This window comes from Salinicola rhizosphaerae, from assembly GCF_014652715.1.
GTDB lineage: Bacteria > Pseudomonadota > Gammaproteobacteria > Pseudomonadales > Halomonadaceae > Salinicola > Salinicola rhizosphaerae.
In genome coordinates, this window is record NZ_BMZI01000002.1 from 165444 (window position 1) to 182266 (window position 16823).

General features: G+C 64.0%; 13 protein-coding genes. 6 read left to right on the plus strand and 7 right to left on the minus strand.

The window, feature by feature from the left end:
• Positions 1–89 precede the first annotated feature (89 nt).
• From IE125_RS04180 to IE125_RS04200, 5 genes are all read left to right on the plus strand, one after another.
• Entirely contained in the window at positions 90–1958 is a 1869-nt protein-coding gene (locus tag IE125_RS04180) for an ABC transporter ATP-binding protein (RefSeq protein WP_189443342.1), read from the plus strand.
• On the plus strand, positions 1955–3799 hold the full coding sequence (locus IE125_RS04185; protein ID WP_189443344.1) for a sensor histidine kinase: 1845 nt from the start codon (positions 1955–1957) through the stop codon (positions 3797–3799). Before IE125_RS04180 ends, IE125_RS04185 begins: the two co-directional genes overlap by 4 nt.
• Complete coding sequence (locus tag IE125_RS04190) at positions 3792–5192, plus strand: sigma-54-dependent transcriptional regulator (RefSeq protein WP_189443346.1); 1401 nt, start codon at positions 3792–3794, stop codon at positions 5190–5192. Before IE125_RS04185 ends, IE125_RS04190 begins: the two co-directional genes overlap by 8 nt.
• Before the next feature lie 228 nt (positions 5193–5420).
• Entirely contained in the window at positions 5421–6419 is a 999-nt protein-coding gene (locus tag IE125_RS04195) for a TAXI family TRAP transporter solute-binding subunit (RefSeq protein WP_189443348.1), read from the plus strand.
• 84 nt (positions 6420–6503) lie between these two features.
• Positions 6504–8690, plus strand: coding sequence for a TRAP transporter permease (locus IE125_RS04200; protein WP_189443350.1), 2187 nt, complete (start codon positions 6504–6506; stop codon positions 8688–8690).
• A gap of 77 nt (positions 8691–8767) precedes the next feature.
• On the opposite strand, the gene IE125_RS04205 is transcribed toward IE125_RS04200, so the two are convergent.
• The 7 genes from IE125_RS04205 to IE125_RS04235 form a co-directional block, all read right to left on the minus strand.
• A complete protein-coding gene (locus IE125_RS04205; protein ID WP_189443352.1) occupies positions 8768–9256 on the minus strand; it encodes a DUF421 domain-containing protein in 489 nt (162 codons plus the stop codon).
• A gap of 118 nt (positions 9257–9374) precedes the next feature.
• Entirely contained in the window at positions 9375–9974 is a 600-nt protein-coding gene (locus IE125_RS04210) for a class I SAM-dependent methyltransferase (protein ID WP_189443354.1), read from the minus strand.
• A gap of 74 nt (positions 9975–10048) precedes the next feature.
• The gene (budC, locus tag IE125_RS04215) at positions 10049–10810 is read right to left on the minus strand and encodes a meso-2,3-butanediol dehydrogenase (protein WP_189443356.1); all 762 of its coding nucleotides are present in this window, start codon (positions 10808–10810) and stop codon (positions 10049–10051) included.
• A 124-nt stretch (positions 10811–10934) separates the two neighbouring features.
• Positions 10935–11705: a co-chaperone DjlA gene (gene djlA, locus IE125_RS04220; RefSeq protein WP_189443358.1), complete on the minus strand. Its 771-nt coding sequence runs from the start codon at positions 11703–11705 to the stop codon at positions 10935–10937.
• 47 nt (positions 11706–11752) lie between these two features.
• A complete protein-coding gene (dxs, locus tag IE125_RS04225; protein WP_189443360.1) occupies positions 11753–13747 on the minus strand; it encodes a 1-deoxy-D-xylulose-5-phosphate synthase in 1995 nt (664 codons plus the stop codon).
• Between the two features lie 20 nt (positions 13748–13767).
• Positions 13768–14658, minus strand: coding sequence for a farnesyl diphosphate synthase (locus IE125_RS04230; protein WP_373297363.1), 891 nt, complete (start codon positions 14656–14658; stop codon positions 13768–13770).
• Positions 14648–14920, minus strand: coding sequence for an exodeoxyribonuclease VII small subunit (locus IE125_RS04235; RefSeq protein ID WP_189443362.1), 273 nt, complete (start codon positions 14918–14920; stop codon positions 14648–14650). Before IE125_RS04235 ends, IE125_RS04230 begins: the two co-directional genes overlap by 11 nt.
• A gap of 393 nt (positions 14921–15313) precedes the next feature.
• On the opposite strand from IE125_RS04235, the gene IE125_RS04240 reads away from it, so the two are divergent.
• Positions 15314–16480 (plus strand): zinc-dependent alcohol dehydrogenase, encoded by a 1167-nt coding sequence (locus IE125_RS04240; protein ID WP_189443364.1) that lies wholly within the window; start codon positions 15314–15316, stop codon positions 16478–16480.
• Positions 16481–16823 lie beyond the last annotated feature (343 nt).

Here is a 16823-nt window from a genome sequence, read left to right on the forward strand (position 1 = left end):
GTGCTCATCGCCGCTCGGCGCCCGAGCCACCGGCAGGTTCTCGACACCTCTGCCGAAGGACATCAACACGCCTACCGCCAAGGACAGCCATGTTTCGCTGGTTCGAAAACCGTCTCGATCCGTTTCCGCCCGAGGAGCCGCAGCAGCCGCCGGGGTCGCTAGTCGCCTTCTGCCTGCATTACACGCGCGGCGCCTGGCCCTACCTGCTGACGGCAACTGTGCTGATGGCGCTGATCGCCGGCGTCGAAGTGTGGATGTTCGGCTTTCTCGGCAATATCGTCGACTGGCTATCCGCGCAGGATCGCGCGACTTTTCTCGCCGATCAGGGCTGGAAGCTCGTCGGCATGGCGTTCATCGTGCTGGTACTGCTGCCGGGCATGGTCTGGGTGCACTCCCTGTTTCAGCAGCAGACGTTGATGGCCAATTTCCCGATGCGCATTCGCTGGCTGGCGCACCGATATCTGCTGCGCCAGTCGATGCGCTTCTATCAGGACGAGTTCGCCGGACGCATCGCGACCAAGGTGATGCAGACCGCACTGGCCGTGCGCGAGTGCATCATCAAGCTGTTCGAGGTCCTCAACTATGTCACCGTCTATTTTCTCGGCACGCTGATTCTGGTCGGCAGCGCGGACTGGCGCCTGGCGATACCGCTGGTCGTCTGGCTCGCCGGCTATATCGTGCTGCTGCGCATCTTCGTGCCGATCATGGGGCGCGTCTCCAAGACCCAGGCAGACGCCCGCTCGCGCATGACCGGGCGTATCGTCGACGCCTACAGCAACATTCAGACGGTGAAGCTGTTCTCCCATACCAGCCGCGAGGCCGCGTTCGCCAAGGAGAGCATGAGCGGCTTTCTGACCACCGTGCATCGCCAGATGCGCCTGGTCACCGGCCTCTACGGGCTGCTCTATCTGCTCAACGCGCTGCTGCTGTTCAGCGTCGGCTGGCTGTCGATCCATCTCTGGCTCACCGCGTCGGTCAGCGTGGGCGCGGTTGCCGTGGCGCTGGGGTTGGTGATGCGTCTTTGGGGCATGTCGCAGTGGATCATGTGGGAGGTTTCGGGCCTGTTCGAGAACATCGGCACGGTGCAGGACGGCATGGCGACGCTCTCGCTGCCCCGCGAGATCGACGACAAACCCGACGCGCGGCCGCTTGCGATCGAACGTGGCGGCATCGTCTTCGACCATATCCGTTTCCATTACGGCAAGGGCAGCGGCGTGATCGATGACCTGTCGCTCGATATTCGCCCTGGCGAGAAGATCGGCCTGATCGGGCCATCGGGTGCGGGCAAGTCGACGCTGGTCAGCCTGCTGCTGCGCTTCCACGATCTGGAAGACGGCAGCATTCGTATCGACGATCAGGACATCGCCGACGTGACCCAGGAGAGCCTGCGCGCTCGCATCGGCATGGTGACGCAGGATACCTCGCTGCTGCACCGCTCGGTGCGCGACAATCTGCTCTACGGCCGCCCCGAGGCGAGCGACGACATGGCCTGGGATGCCGCCCGTCTGGCCCATGTCGACGGCTTCATCCAGTCGCTGCGCGATATCAACGGCCGAGAAGGTTTCGAGGCCCATGTCGGCGAACGCGGGGTCAAGCTATCCGGTGGCCAGCGCCAGCGAATCGCCATCGCCCGCGTGATGCTCAAGGATGCCCCGATCCTGATTCTCGACGAGGCCACCTCGGCGCTCGACTCCGACGTCGAGGCCGCGATCCAGGAGAACCTGGACCGGCTGATGGAGGGCAAGACCGTCATCGCCATCGCTCATCGCCTCTCGACGATCGCCGCGATGGACCGCCTGGTCGTCATGGAGCGCGGGCGTATCGCCGAGCAGGGCACGCATGCCGAACTGCTCGAGCTTGACGGCCTCTACGCGCGGCTGTGGCGACGTCAGTCGGGTGGGTTTCTGGAGGCCGAGAGCGCCTCGACGACCGACGTGTCGGCAGCCGGAGCGCCATGAAATACCTGCTGCTGACAGGCGTGCTGCTGGGCGGTCTGATACTGACCGCTTGGCAGGGCGCTCGATTCGCGCGGGATCAGGCCATCGACAGTCTGATCCATCTTGCCGGTAACGATCTGCAACTCTCCCAGGCCAACCTGACCGGCTATCTCACCCGACACGACTACCTCCCGCACCTGCTGGCCACGCGTGAGCGAGTGCGCGATTTTCTGGCCCAGCCCGCCGGCCAGCGCGACGTTGCCGCGTTGAATCGACTGTTCGACCGAACCCGCGAGCGCGCCGGTGTCTATGACGTCTATCTTCTCGACCGCGGGGGCACCGCCATCGCTGCCAGCAACTGGCGACGTCCGGACACCTTTCTCGGTCACAATTACGCCTTTCGCGGCTACTATCGCCAGGCAATCAACGGGCGTGGCGGCCGCTTTCACGCGCTTGGCACGCAGTCGGGGACCCGCGGGTACTACTTCTCGGCGCCGGTCTGGGATGCCAATCACACACCCGATACGCCGCCGGACGGCGTCATGGTGATCAAGGTCGGACTGGATGCCATCGAGCGCGAATGGCAGCGCCTGGACGCTCAACTGCTGGTGACCGACATCAATGGTATCGTCTTCATGGCCAGTGATCCGGCACTGCGCCTCACCGCCCTGCAGCCGATGTCCGACGGTGCGCGCCGCGGGCTGCGCACGACACGACGCTACGCCGACGAGCCGCTGCCGGATCTGGGACTGGAAGTCACCGAATCGCTCACCAACGGCGCACGCCTGATTCGCCTCCAGGGTCGTGAATATCTCAGCCTTTCGCGTCCCATGGCACGTTTCAACTGGAACCTTCGCATCCTCAAGTCACTGACGCCGGTTGTCCGCGCGCAGTGGCTGGGGGCCACGGTTGCCGGTGGCGCTTGGATGCTGTTGGCGCTTGGCGCGGCGATCGGCTGGCAGCGTAAGCGGATACGTCGCGAGCGTGAGCGCTTTGCCGAGCGCGAACGGCGGACGCTTGCCAGGACACGAGACGAGCTCGAACGTCACGTCGCCGAGCGCACCGAAGCGTTGCTCGACTCGAATCGCCATCTGTCGCAAGAAATCGAGGAGCGCAAGCGCGCCGAAGAGAGCCTGCGTCAGACCCGCGACGAGCTGCTCCAGACTGCGAGGCTGGCGGTGCTGGGCCAGTTGGCCGCGAGCATCAATCACGAGCTCAACCAGCCGCTCACCGCGATCCGCGCCTATGCCGATAATGCACGCGTGCTACTGGAACGAGATCGTCCCGACGATGCCGCCGCCAACCTGGTTCAGATCGTAGAACTGATCGAACGCATGGCAGCCATCAGCGCCCAGCTGAGACAGTTCTCCCGTCAGAGCAGCGAGACCTTGACCCACGTGGCGGTACAGGAGTGCTTCGACTATGCCCTGCGCCTGTTTCACGCTCGGCTCGTCGAGGCAGGCACGATTGTCGAGACAGACTTCGATGCTCGACACCTATGGGTGCGCGCTGACCCGGTACGCCTGGAGCAAGTGCTGGTCAACCTCATCGGCAACGCCCTCCAGGCAATGCAGGAGAGCAGTCCCCCGCGTCTCGAGCTGAGCGCCATACAAGAGGGGGAGCGCATCATCCTCAGCGTCGCCGATAACGGCACCGGGCTGACGGAAGAAGGGCTATCTCATCTATTCGAACCTTTTTACACCACTCGTCCCGCAGGCAAAGGGCTCGGCCTGGGACTGTCGATTTCCCAGCGCATCGTCAGCGATCTCGGGGGCAGGCTCGAGGCCCGCAACCGCGAAGAAGGTGGCGCACTGTTTCTCATCTATCTACCGGCGGCCAGCGGAGATCCTTCGTATGCATGACACCTCGGAAACCCCGATCATTATCGTCGACGACGAACCGCACATGCGCTTCACCACCGGGCAGACGCTCGAACTCGCCGGCTACCGTCCGCTACCGATCGCCAGCGCCGAAGAAGCCTTGGCAAACCTGGATGCCGACTTCGCTGGCGTTGTGGTCAGCGATATTCGCATGCCCGGCATGGATGGCATGGCACTGCTGCGGGAAATTCATGGCCGCGACCCGGACCTGCCGGTGATTCTGATCACCGGCCACGGCGATGTCTCCACGGCCGTGACCGCGATGCGCGACGGCGCCTGGGACTTCCTGGAAAAACCGTTTGCTGGCGACCAACTGGTCGAAGTCGTCCGAAGGGGCGTCGAGACTCGTCGTCTGGCGCTGGAGAATCGTCACCTGCGCGCCGAACTGGAAGCCCAGCAGTCCGCGCCGGGGCCACGACTGGTTGGGCGCACCGAATCCATCGCGCGACTCGCCACCATGGTCTCGCGCATCAGCCAGGTCGAGGCCGATGTGCTGCTGTTTGGCGAAACCGGAGCCGGCAAGGATCTGATTGCCCGAGCGATTCACGAGCGCAGCCGGCGTAGTGGAGCCCCCTTCGTGGCCATCAACTGCGGCGCCGTGCCCGAAAGCATTATCGAGTCCGAGCTCTTCGGCCACGAGAAAGGCGCCTTTACCGGCGCCGTCGAACGGCGCATCGGCAAATTCGAGCATGCTCAAGGCGGCACCGTCTTTCTCGACGAGATCGAGTCGATGCCGATGAGTCTGCAGGTGCGTCTGCTGCGCGTGCTTCAGGAGCGTGCCGTCGAGCGACTTGGCTCCAACAACGCCATCGAACTCGATATCCGAGTCATCGCCGCGACCAAGATCGACCTCAAGGCGGCCGCCGAAGCCGGCCAGTTCCGAGAAGACCTTTACTATCGGCTCAACGTTGTCACGCTGCCAATTCCACCACTGCGAGAGCGGCGCGAGGACATTCCGCTTCTGTTCCAGCATTTCGCTGTGGTTGCCGCTACCCGCAGCGGCCAGGAAGCGCCGCCGCTGGATAGCGCCGGCGTGGCAGCACTACTCGCCCATGACTGGCCCGGCAATGTTCGTGAGCTCCGCAATCTCGCCGAGCGCTACGTTCTGATCGGCGGCGCCTGGGACTATCGTCTCGACGCACTGATGAACGACAGCGACGGCAGCAGCGGTGAGCTCGCGCTATCGCGCCAGGTCGAGATGTTCGAAAAGAGCCTGATCGATCAGGCACTGACGCGCTGTCGAGGCCGCATCAACGAGGTTTGCGAGCGACTCGGCGTGCCGCGCAAAACCTTGTACGACAAGTTCAAGAAGTATGAACTGCGTCCTGAGGTCTACCGCCATCGAGAGGACGACGCTGCTTCGGACGGGAAGTAGCCTGATGCAAGGGTGTGTGGATTTCCGCACATTTCCTCCCGCTACGCGTGTGGCTATCCGCCATCCCGCCAGTGACAGGCATTTGACCAAAGTTTAATGACAAAACAGTAACTTACTGAAACATATAGCGCCGACGAAAAGTGGCGCAGTGCTTGCCCGTAACAGCGTGCAGGGCGTGTCGACCCTTAAGGACGATGCGCACGATCCACGATACCGGAGCACGCCAACATGCCACAGATCGCACGCACCACCCTCGCGCTGACTGTTGCCTCGACCCTTGCAGCCGTTGCCGTAATCGCCCAGGCCGCTGAAGAGAGCGACCGCAGCGACTGGCCGAACAGCATCACTGTTGCGACCGCAAGCCAGGGGGGGACCTATTACGTCTACGGTTCCGGCTGGGCCAACCTGATCGCCGACGAACTCGGCATCTCAGGGGGTGGCGAAATCACCGGCGGCCCGACCCAGAACATGGCACTGGTTCACAGCGGCGATGTCGCCTTGGGTTTGACAACCATGGGACCGGCCGCCCAGGCGCTGAACGGCGAAAGCCCGCTGGCACCGGGCATGGCGATGGATAACGTCTGCGCCCTCTTCCCGATGTACGAGACGCCTTTCTCGATCGCCGCGCTCTCCAGCAGCGGCATCACCTCGATTTCCGAAATCCCCGATGGTGCGCGCATAGGCTTCGGCCCGGCCGCCTCCACCTCCGACACCTACTTTCCGGCCATTCTCGAGACCCTCGGCGTAGACTTCGAACGCCGCAATGGCGGCTGGTCCGATCTTGGTGGCCAGCTGCAGGACGGCCTGATCGACGTGGTGGCCTTCGCGGCCGGCATTCCCATCCCGGCGGTCAGCCAGCTCGAGGTGCAGACGGACGTCAACATCATCGAGTTCACCGAGGAGGAGCAGCAGCAGGTGATCGATGCCTTCCCGGTCTCGGCCTTCACCATTCCGGCCAGCACCTACAGCACGCTTGATGACGATGCCCGCGCGGTCTCGATGTGGAATTTCACCATTGCCAACTGCGACCTTCCGGAGAGCTTCGTCTACGAAATCACCAAGCTGAGCATGGAAAACAACGACCGCATGCGCGATATCCATCGCAGCGCCGCCAACAGCGTGCCGGAGAACCTCGAGTACAACACCGTGCTGCCGTTCCATCCGGGCGCCGCACGCTGGTACGAGGAAAACGGCTATGAGATCGACCCGTCCCTGATCCACGAGTGATCGGCCGCCGCTCCCTCGCGGGGGCGGCGCCGTTTTTCGCTATCGCGCGGCTCCGCGCCGCGCGTTGAACAAGGAAGCACCTCTATGACTCAAGACACCGCCCCCCGGCACGATAAGCCCGGCCCCGAGGACGATCGGATCATCGCCGACGGCGTTGACGAAGACGTTGTCGAGCCCGGCCGCCGTCTCTTCGAAGGCTGGAAATGGTGGCTGTTCGCCGGCCTGGCGGTGGCCTACACCAGCTTTCACCTGATCACGCTGAACCTCTATCCGATCGAGACCTGGACGTTCCGCATCCTCCACGTCTGCGGCGCCCTGATTCTCGGGTTCGGTCTCTATACCGGCGCGCGCTTCGTCGACGACGAGGCGAGCGCCTCGCCACGCTGGCTGGATGGCCTGGCCGCACTGCTGCTGCTACCTGCCGGCTATGCGCTGGTGCAAGTCTTCCTCATGCGCCAGGCGATGGCTGGCGGTGCCCTGCGCATCGAGCCGGCCGTCGAAACCTGGCAGTTCGGCGCACCGCTGATCGTCGCCACGGCCGGTGCTATCCTGCTCTCCTGGTGCATTCGCCGAACGCGCGGGCGCCTGCCGATCGCCGAACTGGTGCTGATGGTGGCCGCTGCTGCCGCCTCGAGCTATCTGCTGATGATGTTCAACTCGCCGATGCGCGCCTCCACTGGCACCGCGTTCGCGCCGATCGGCATCTCTTGGGCGGCGATCGCCGGCTCGATGCTGATTCTGGAGCTGACCCGTCGCGTCGCCGGCATGGCGCTGGTAGTAATCGCCGGGTTGTTCATCGCCTACGTCTTCATCGGCCCCTGGCTGCCGGGCTTTCTTGGCTATCCGGGACTGTCGCTCAACCGCTTCTTCAGCCAGGTCTACACTGACGCCGGCGTGCTCGGGCCGACGACCGCCGTCTCTTCGACCTACATTATCCTGTTCATCATCTTCGCCGCCTTCCTGCAGGCCTCGAAGGTCGGCGACTACTTCGTCAACTTCGCCTTCGCCGCCGCCGGTCGCGCGCGTGGCGGTCCAGCCAAGGTCTCGATCTTCGCTTCCGGCCTGATGGGCATGATCAACGGCACCAGCGCCGGCAACGTGGTCTCCACCGGTTCGCTGACGATCCCGCTGATGAAGAAAGTGGGCTATCCCGGCCGCAGCGCCGGGGCCATCGAGGCGGCAGCCTCCACCGGCGGGCAGATCATGCCGCCGATCATGGGCGCTGGCGCCTTCATCATGGCCGAGATCACCGGTATCCCCTATACCGACATCGCCATCGCGGCGGTGATTCCGGCGATCCTCTACTTCGCCTCCGTCTACTTCATGGTCGACTTCGAGGCCGCGCGCAAGGGCATGCGCGGCATGCGCAAGGACGAAATTCCGCGCTTCGTGGCGCTCGCCAAGCAGGCCTACCTGTTCGCGCCGATCATTATCCTGATCGTCGCCCTATTCATGGGCTACTCGGTGATTCGAGCTGGCACGCTGGCGACGGCTTCGGCCGCGATCGTCAGCTGGATTTCGCCGCACAAGATGGGACCGGTCGCGATCCTGCGGGCGCTGCAGCTCGGCGGCAACATGTCGATCCAGATCATTGCCGTCTGCGCCTGTGCGGGGCTGATCGTCGGCGTCATTGGCCTGACCGGCGTCGGCGCCCGTTTCTCCTCGCTCTTGCTGGGCATGGCCGGCTTCAGCCAGCTGCTGGCGCTCTTCTTCGCCATGCTGATCAGCATCCTGCTGGGGATGGGCATGCCAACCACCGCGGCCTACGCCGTGGCTGCTTCGGTGGTCGCGCCGGGGCTGATCGGCATCGGCATTCAGCCTCTGGTGGCCCACTTCTTCGTGTTCTACTTCGCGGTGGTCTCCGCGATCACCCCGCCCGTGGCACTCGCGTCCTACGCGGCGGCGGGCATCTCCGGCGACAACGCCATGGGCACCTCGGTGGCCTCGTTCAAGATCGGCCTGGCTGCCTTCATCGTGCCGTTCATGTTCTTCTACAGCCCAGCGATGCTGATGGAAGGCAGTTGGCTGCAGATCCTGCGCGTCGGCGTCACCGCCACCGTCGGTATCGTGCTGTTGGCGGCCACGGTCCAGGCCTGGTTCTTCGGCCCGGTCCGCCTGTGGCAGCGGGTAGTCATGTTCGTGGGCGCGCTGTGCATGATCTACGGCGGGATCTACTCCGATCTAGCGGGCGCTATGATCGTCGCGCTCCTGATACTCATGCAGCGCCGATCCCAATCTGGTGGGGGGCAGCCGGGAGCCGTGGCATCCTGATGAAAGAGGGATCGACCCCGGTCGATCCCTCTTCTCCTGCCTGTCTTCTGTCATCTCTTCAGAGGTGAGACCCCAGTCTACCGCGCTACGCCGATCAACGCCGAGTTGCTGTCTCCGGCTTCCGGCACCACGCTGAAGGTGCCGTCGGTCTCCAGCACCACCGCGAAGACGCGTTCCACATCGGCGATACCGTTTTCACGGATCGCGGCGCGGATCTCCGCCTCGACCACACGCTCGCGCCGCATCGTCTCGGTCAGGAAGCGCCCGCGCTCGAGCAGCAGCGTCGGCTGCGACTTGACCAGGTTCTTGACACCCGACGAACGCACCGAAGAGAAGGTGATCACGAACTGCAGGGCCACGATCAGCACGAAGGCGACGATGCACTGCACAAGCGATACCTGGGTGGAAACGATCGCCGTCGACAGCGTCGAGCCTAGCGAGATGGTCACGACGAAATCGAACGCGTTCCACTTCGACAACGTGCGCTTGCCGGAGAGGCGCACCACGACGATCAGCGCCAGATAACTGAAAAGGCCCACCACCAGGGTATGAACGACCGGGGACATGCCAAGACTCCTGCTGCGATGAAAAGGGCCTTGTCAGCGTAGGAAGCAAAATGGCATCGGGCCAGTTGATGGCCGGCGAATCAGCTAACCAGTTTCAGCCCCACCACCGCGGCAATGATCATGCTGTCAGCGGCTTGCGCCATGCCTGATAGCAGTGCTGGTTGCGCTCGAGCGCAATGAGGGAGTGGGTCTGCAATCCGGGAATATCGACCGCTTCGAGGTGGCTCAACGCCGCGATGGTATCCGGTGGGCAGGCATTGCGCGGCGAGATGTCGTTCCATCCGAGCAGGAACAGACCGCCCGGCTTGAGGCAGGCCACGGCACCTGCGAAGGCGGATTCCACGGCCTCGGGTTGGTCGAGCCCCCAGCCGAGGACGCCATTGCAGACGATGGCATCCAGCGACTCGGGCGCGACGTGCTCGACGATGTCGGCCATGTTGGCGACGATATGCTGCGCCCCGCCGAATGCGGCCTTGGCCGGGTCGATCTCCATCGTGGTGACGTCCGTCCCCGGCAGCAGATCGGGATAGTGACGTGTGTACCACGCGCAGCCGATCAGCAGTACCGATGCCACCTCGTCATCCCGATCCAGCGCCGGCAGCACCACATCCTCGAGCAGGCGGCGGTCACCGTAGCGGTAGCGCAGAATCCAGCCGCTCTTGTCGAGCGTGCCCAGCACGCGGGCGGCGGTGCGGTAAAGTTCGGCCTTCGCAGGCATGTCACATCCTTGTGGCAGCAATATCGTCGGTTAGCCTGCCTATCTAAGCGCGTCCCGGCGCCCGAGACAACACGTCACGCCTGACGCGGCTGGCCGTTGGAGGCCGAGAGTCCGCCATCCACGGGCAGGTTCACGCCGCTGACGAAGCGCGCGTCGTGGCTGGCCAGAAACACGATGACATCGCCGACCTCCTCGGCTTCGGCCACACGCCCCATAGGGATGCGCTGCTGGAAGGCTGAGACCAGTTCCTCGTTCTTGAGCAGATCTTCACTCATCTCGCTCTTGGTCGAGCTCGGGCAGACGGCATTCACGCGCACGCCATCTTCACCATGATCGAGCGCGAGCGCCCGGGTGAAATTGGTGATGGCTCCCTTGGCGGCGTTGTAGAAGCTCATGCCCCAGTCACCGCCGATACCCGAAACGGAAGAGACGTTGATGATCGCCCCCCGGCTCGCGATCAGCCACGGCATGGCGGCGCGGCAGCCATGAAAGACACCGTCGACATCCACCGCCATGACCTGCTGCCAATCCTCGACGGCGGCTTCGTGCACCTTGCCGCTCTTGGCGACGCCGGCATTGTTGACCAGCACGTCGATGTGGCCGTAGCGCTCGGCGACTTCCCGCATCAGCGCCTCGACCTCATCCAGCTTCGAGACATCCGCCGGGCGCACGAAAGCCTCGTTCTCCAGCGAGGCCGCGACCTCCTCGAGTTTTTCGCGCCGCCGCCCGACCAACACGACACTGGCTCCCTCGCGCGAGAAACGGCGGGCGGTGGCGGCGCCGATGCCGGAGCCCGCGCCGGTGACGATAACGACCTTGTCCGTAAAACGATTCATCCTTGCCTCCTGAACGCCTGACAGTGACCAGCCAGTGCCGGGTGCCGGCGTAGAACGTGAAAAACCGCCGGCGATGCGATCGCCGACGGCTTCAGGTTAGACAAAGGTCGCAATCACTGCCCGGTCAGGCGTCCCGATGCTTGCGGATCAGATCATAGGCGTTGCTGATCTCGGCGGTGCGCTCCTTGGCGACTTCACGCATGCTCTCCGGCAGCCCCTTGCCGGCCAGCTTGTCGGGATGATTCTCGCTCATCAGCTTGCGGTAGGCGCGCTTGAGCTCGGCATCCGTGACGTCCTCGGAGACGCCCAGCACGCGATAGGCATCGTCAAGTGTCTGACCGCTGGAGGCCTGGCTGCCGCCCGCCTGGTGTGCACCACCACGCAGCATCGCCTCGATCTGGCGGATCTCCGCTTCGGAGAAACCGAGCCCGCGCGCCACGCGCAGCAGCATCTCGTGCTCGGACGGGTGCATCTGCCCGTCGGCGGCGATCGCCGCGAGCTGGACCTGCAGGAAGACCTGCAGCAGCGCGCGCTGGCCGCCGGTAACCTGGCGGATTTTGGTCAACTCCGCATCGAGGTCGAAATCGGACGCCTTGCCGCGATTGAACGCCGCCTTGGCACGATCGCGCTGCTCGCTATTGAGGTGCAGCCGATCGAACAGCGCCTCCGCGGCACGAATCTCGTCCTGGGTGATATGGCCGTCCACCTTGCACACACAGCCCATCACCGCGAAGGTCGACTCGAGAAACTGATGCTGGATATTGACCACACGGCCCACCAGCGAGCGGCGCAGTCGACGACTGATCCACCAGCCCACGGCAGCCCCGATCAACAGGCCGGGCAGCCGGCCGAAGAGGTAGCCGATAAAGGCACAGATCAGAATGGCAATTGGCATGAAACGTTTACCTGGTCGTGTTGTGTCGGTTCGGGGTTGTCTTGGGTTCAGTCCCGGTGAGTCGCGTCACCCATCGTCTCGAGACGCCGGCGAATGGCGGCCTCGATGCCGGCTGCGTCGAGACCGCAGTCGCGCAGCAGCTCGGCCGGCTTGCCGTGCTCGACGAAGGCGTCCGGAATGCCGAGGTTGAGCACCGCCTGCCGCAGGCCTTCGGCGGCCAGCAGCTCGTTGACGCCGCTACCCGCCCCGCCGGCGACCACGTTCTCCTCCAGGGTGACGATCAGGTCGTGATCGCGTGCCGCCGCGACGATCGCCTCGCGGTCGAGCGGTTTGACCGAGCGCATGTTGATGTGGGTCGCGTTCAGGCTCGCGGCAACCTCGGCCGCCGGCGTATTGAGACTGCCGAACGCGAGCAGGGCGACGCTGGGGAGGGCGTTCTCTTGATCGAGCTGACGCTCGCGACGCACCTCAGCGCGGCCGATGGGAATCCGCGCCTCGAGATCGCCGGGAATCTCGGTACCCGGACCGGTGCCGCGCGGATAGCGCACCGCCGCCGGCCCTTCATGATGATAGGCCGTGGAGAGCATCGCCCGGCACTCCGCCTCGTCCGACGGCGCCAGCACGATGAGCCCCGGCACGCAGCGCAGATAGGAGAGATCGAGCGCACCGTGGTGCGTCGGGCCATCCTCGCCGACCAGCCCCGCGCGGTCGATGGCGAAGGTGACATCGAGATGCTGCACGGCAACATCGTGGATGAGCTGGTCGTAGCCGCGCTGCAGAAAGGTCGAGTAGATCGCCACGACCGGTTTCATCGACTCGCATGCCATGCCGGCGGCAAGCGTCACTGCATGCTGTTCGGCGATCGCCACGTCGTAGTAGCGCTCGGGATAGGTCTGCGAGAAGCGGATCAGGTCCGAGCCTTCGCGCATCGCCGGCGTGATGCCGATCAGGCGCGGATCTGCCGCTGCCATGTCGCAAAGCCAATCGCCAAAGACGTTGCAGTACTTGCGCGGCTTCGGGCGTAAGGAATCATCGCTGCGCGGCTTCGGGCGCAATGAAGAGTCCGCCGGCGTGGTGTCATCGACCTTCGGCACCGGCGGCGGTGTCTTCTCGAGCTTGGTGATGGCGTGAAAGCCGATCGGGTCCGACTCCGCCGGACGAAAACCGCGTCCCTTGCGCGTACGCACGTGCAAAAACTGCGGGCCGTCCTGATCGCGCAGCGCGTTCAACGCCTGATCCAGCGCGGCCAGGTCGTGGCCGTCGATCGGTCCGAGATAGTTGAACCCCATCTCCTCGAACAGCGTCGCCGGACTGATCATGCCCTTGACGTGCTCCTCGGTACGCCGGGCGAACTCCAGCGCGCCGGGCAGGTGCGACAACACCCGCTTGGAGTTCTCGCGCATCGCCGCGTAGGGTTTGCTGGTCAGAATTCGCGTCAGATAGCTCGCCATGCCGCCGACGTTTTCCGAGATCGACATCTCGTTGTCGTTGAGCACCACCAGCAGGTTGGCGTTGACATGGCCGGCGTGAGCGAGGGCCTCGAACGCCATACCGGCAGTGATCGCCCCATCGCCGATCACCGCGCAGACGCGGCGCTTCTCGCCCTTGGCACGCGCGCTCAGCGCCATGCCGAGCGCCGCCGAGATCGAAGTGCTGGAGTGGCCGACGCCAAAGGTATCGAACTCGGACTCTTCGCGCCGCGGAAACGCCGCGAGCCCGCCATATTGACGAATGCTCGAGAGCGCATCACGACGACCGGTCAGAATCTTGTGCGGGTAGGCCTGATGGCCGACATCCCACAGCAGGCGATCATGCGGTGTCTCCAGGGCACGATGCAGCGCGACGGTGAGCTCGACCACGCCGAGGCCAGCGCCGAAATGACCACCGCTGACCCCCACGCTGTAAAGCAGATAGGCGCGCAGTTCGTCAGCGACCTGGCGTAGCTGTGCCAGTGACATCTCGCGCAGCGCCGCTGGCGTGTCGAGCGTATCGAGTAACGGCGTGGTCGGTCGCTGCGTGGGGATCTCGTCAAAGAGCTTCATAGATAATTCGTCGTTACCGGTCAGTGATCGCGAGCGATCATGAAACGAGCCAGCGCCGCCAGCGGTTGCCCGGCATCGCCCAGCGGCCCGAGCGCGGTCAGGGCCTCATCGAGCAGTTCCCGAGCACGCCTCTGGGCGTTCTCGAGCCCGAGCAGCGCGGGATACGTGGGCTTGTGGCGTTCGGCATCCGCGCCCGAGATCTTGCCCAGCGTCTGGGTGTCGCCGGTGACATCGAGCACGTCGTCGTGAATCTGGAAGGCGAGCCCGATGGCAGCCGCGTATTGATCCAGTGCGGCAACGCGCGGATCGGACTCCTCGACCGCCACCAGTGCGCCAAGGCGCACCGCGGCGCGGATCAGTGCGCCGGTCTTGTGCTGATGCATCGCCTGGAGCGCGGCGAGGTCCATGGTCGAGCCGACGGCGCCGAGATCGATGGCCTGTCCGGCAGCCATGCCATCTCGCCCGGCAGCGCGGGCAAGCGTGGTGACCAGTTCACCCAGCCGGGGGTGGGGGCGCGAAGCGAGCGCTTCGAACGCCAGAGTCTGCAGCGCATCGCCGGCCAGAATCGCCAGCGGCTCGTCGAAGGCGCGGTGCACGGTGGGACGCCCGCGACGCAGGTCGTCGTCATCCATCGCCGGCAGGTCGTCATGCACCAGCGAGTAGGCGTGAATCATCTCGATGGCGGCGGCCGGCGCATCGAGCGCCCGATCCTCGGCGCCCAGGGCGCGACCCGCCAGATAGACCAGTACCGGACGCAGCCGCTTGCCGGTACCGAGCACGCTGTAATTGATGGCATCGTCGAGCGTCGCGCAGGCACCGCCCTGACGATTGAGCCAGCCGGTCAATACATGCTCGCTGCGCGAGCGCGCGGCGTCGATCACGCCTTCGGCTCTCGGTGCGTCAGCGCTCACGATCACCCCCTCCGGCGGCGGCATCCGACGGGGCATCGAACGGCGCCGGACGCAGGCTGCCATCGGCCTGCTCGAGCAGTGCCTGCACTTTGAGCTCGGCATTGTCGAGCCGGCCCTGCGCATCCCGCGTCAGTCGGATGCCACGTTCGAACGCGGCCAGCGACGCCTCCAGCGTCAGCTCGCCGGACTCCAGCTGTGCGACGAGCTGCTCGAGCTGGGTCAAGGTCGTGGCAAAATCCTGTGGAACATCCTGTTCGGCCATGGGTTTCCCGGTGATGGAGGTCGCATTACCCGCACATGACTGTCATGGCGTTCAAGATCGGGAGCTTTCACAGCTGCGTTTGCGCCGATAACCCATCCGATCCGAATTGCACACGCCGCTTGGCAGTCACCTCGCGCTGGTCAAAGGTTACCGAGTATACACCGCCGCCCCCGGGGGTCGTCTGCCCTTGCCGATCAAACCGTACCGACATCCTGTCCGGCAGCATCAGGAAATAATTAACCTGTATCAAAAAAACCGACGTTCGACGCTTTTAACGGCATTTTCCATCATAAAACTTGCATATCGACTGGAACGCTCACGACGAACTATCTAGCTTGATAGTCAGTGCACCAGTTGTGCACTACATGGACATCACATTGCACGGAGCAAATCATGAAAGCACTCGTCTACCAGGGTAGTCGCGATGTACGCGTCGAAAACGTGCCGGAGCCCACTATCGAGCAGGATGACGATATCGTACTGCGTGTTACCGCTACCGCCATTTGTGGATCCGACCTGCATCTCTACCGTGGCTCGATGCCGGCAACGGAACCGGGCGACATCTTCGGGCACGAATTCATGGGGATCGTCGAGGCGGCCGGCTCGGCCGTGACCAGCGTCAAAAAAGGAGATCGCGTCGTGGTCCCCTTCGTCATTGCCTGCGGTAGCTGCTTCTTCTGCCAGCACGCCCTTTATGCCGCCTGCGAGACGACCAATCCGGATGCCGGCGGCTCGCTCAACAAGAAGTCGATCCCCGCTCCCGCGGCCCTGTTTGGGTTTTCTCACATGTATGGCGGCGTTCCGGGCGGTCAGGCAGAGTACGTGCGGGTTCCGCAAGCCAACGCAGGGCCTTTTGCCATCCCGGACGGGCTCGATGACGAACAGGTCCTGTTCATGTCGGACATCCTCCCGACCGGCTATCAGGCCGTACTTAACGCCGGCGTAAAGCCCGGCTCGAGCCTTGCAATCTTCGGCGCCGGTCCGGTGGGTCTGCTGTCGGCGGCCTGCGCCAGAATGGAAGGCGCCGAGCGCATCATCATGGTGGACAATCAGGCGTATCGCCTGGAATTCGCTCGCAAGGCCTATGGTGTCGAGACAATCAACTTCGATCAGGTCGACGATGTCGCCGAGGCGATCATTCAGTCTACCGAGGGACATCGTGGCGTCGACGCGGTCATCGATGCAGTCGGCTACGAATCAAAAGGCCATGGCGGCAGCCTGCCGAAGATGGATCATTTCGAGGTCGAGAGCAGCGATATCGCGCTGCATCAATGTATGGCCGCCGTTCGCCGCGGCGGTAGTATCAGCATTCCTGGCGTCTACGCGGGCGCCGTCGAAGGCTTTCTGATCGGCGACTTTTTCGATAAGGGGCTCTCCATGAAAGGAGGCCAGACACACGTCCATCACTACCTGCCAACTCTGCTGGAAGCTATCGAAAAAGGCACGCTCAAGCCTGAAACGATCATCAGCCACCGGCTCAAGCTCGACCAGGCGGCAGACGCCTATCGCATGTTCGAAAACAAGCAGGACGACTGCCGAAAAGTCGTGTTGACCCCCTGAAACCCGCGAATTGCGGCTGCCGTTTGGCGGCCGCGCCCCTTGGTGTCGGGGCGCGTCCCAACTCTACCTTGATTTCGCCTCGGTCGACGCCGGTCGATCTACGGCATGTGTACCATTCACCTGGACCTGCACCGATTTCATTCTCGCAAGCGACGCATGTGTTACTCTATGCGCCCGCTGGTGGCACCTGCGCTGGTCGATCTGCCGGTCGATTCTCCCGAGGGTCATTCTGATTTTCAGACCCGATGGTCAGCCCCGATCGATCAACCGAAATGCCGCCGGTCTTTCCCATGACCGCGATACGCCCTGCCGGGCCCTCATCGCGACAAGCCGATGAAGAAAG

Excerpts from the sequence above, each read along its gene's own strand:
- IE125_RS04180 (WP_189443342.1), top strand. The coding sequence starts at position 90 with ATGTTTCGCTGGTTCGAAAACCGTCTCGATCCGTTTCCGCCCGAGGAG.
- IE125_RS04185 (WP_189443344.1), top strand. The coding sequence starts at position 1,955 with ATGAAATACCTGCTGCTGACAGGCGTGCTGCTGGGCGGTCTGATACTG.
- IE125_RS04190 (WP_189443346.1), top strand. The coding sequence starts at position 3,792 with ATGCATGACACCTCGGAAACCCCGATCATTATCGTCGACGACGAACCG.
- IE125_RS04195 (WP_189443348.1), top strand. The coding sequence starts at position 5,421 with ATGCCACAGATCGCACGCACCACCCTCGCGCTGACTGTTGCCTCGACC.
- IE125_RS04200 (WP_189443350.1), top strand. The coding sequence starts at position 6,504 with ATGACTCAAGACACCGCCCCCCGGCACGATAAGCCCGGCCCCGAGGAC.
- IE125_RS04205 (WP_189443352.1), bottom strand. The coding sequence starts at position 9,256 with ATGTCCCCGGTCGTTCATACCCTGGTGGTGGGCCTTTTCAGTTATCTG.
- IE125_RS04210 (WP_189443354.1), bottom strand. The coding sequence starts at position 9,974 with ATGCCTGCGAAGGCCGAACTTTACCGCACCGCCGCCCGCGTGCTGGGC.
- budC (WP_189443356.1), bottom strand. The coding sequence starts at position 10,810 with ATGAATCGTTTTACGGACAAGGTCGTTATCGTCACCGGCGCGGGCTCC.
- djlA (WP_189443358.1), bottom strand. The coding sequence starts at position 11,705 with ATGCCAATTGCCATTCTGATCTGTGCCTTTATCGGCTACCTCTTCGGC.
- dxs (WP_189443360.1), bottom strand. The coding sequence starts at position 13,747 with ATGAAGCTCTTTGACGAGATCCCCACGCAGCGACCGACCACGCCGTTA.
- IE125_RS04235 (WP_189443362.1), bottom strand. The coding sequence starts at position 14,920 with ATGGCCGAACAGGATGTTCCACAGGATTTTGCCACGACCTTGACCCAG.
- IE125_RS04240 (WP_189443364.1), top strand. The coding sequence starts at position 15,314 with ATGAAAGCACTCGTCTACCAGGGTAGTCGCGATGTACGCGTCGAAAAC.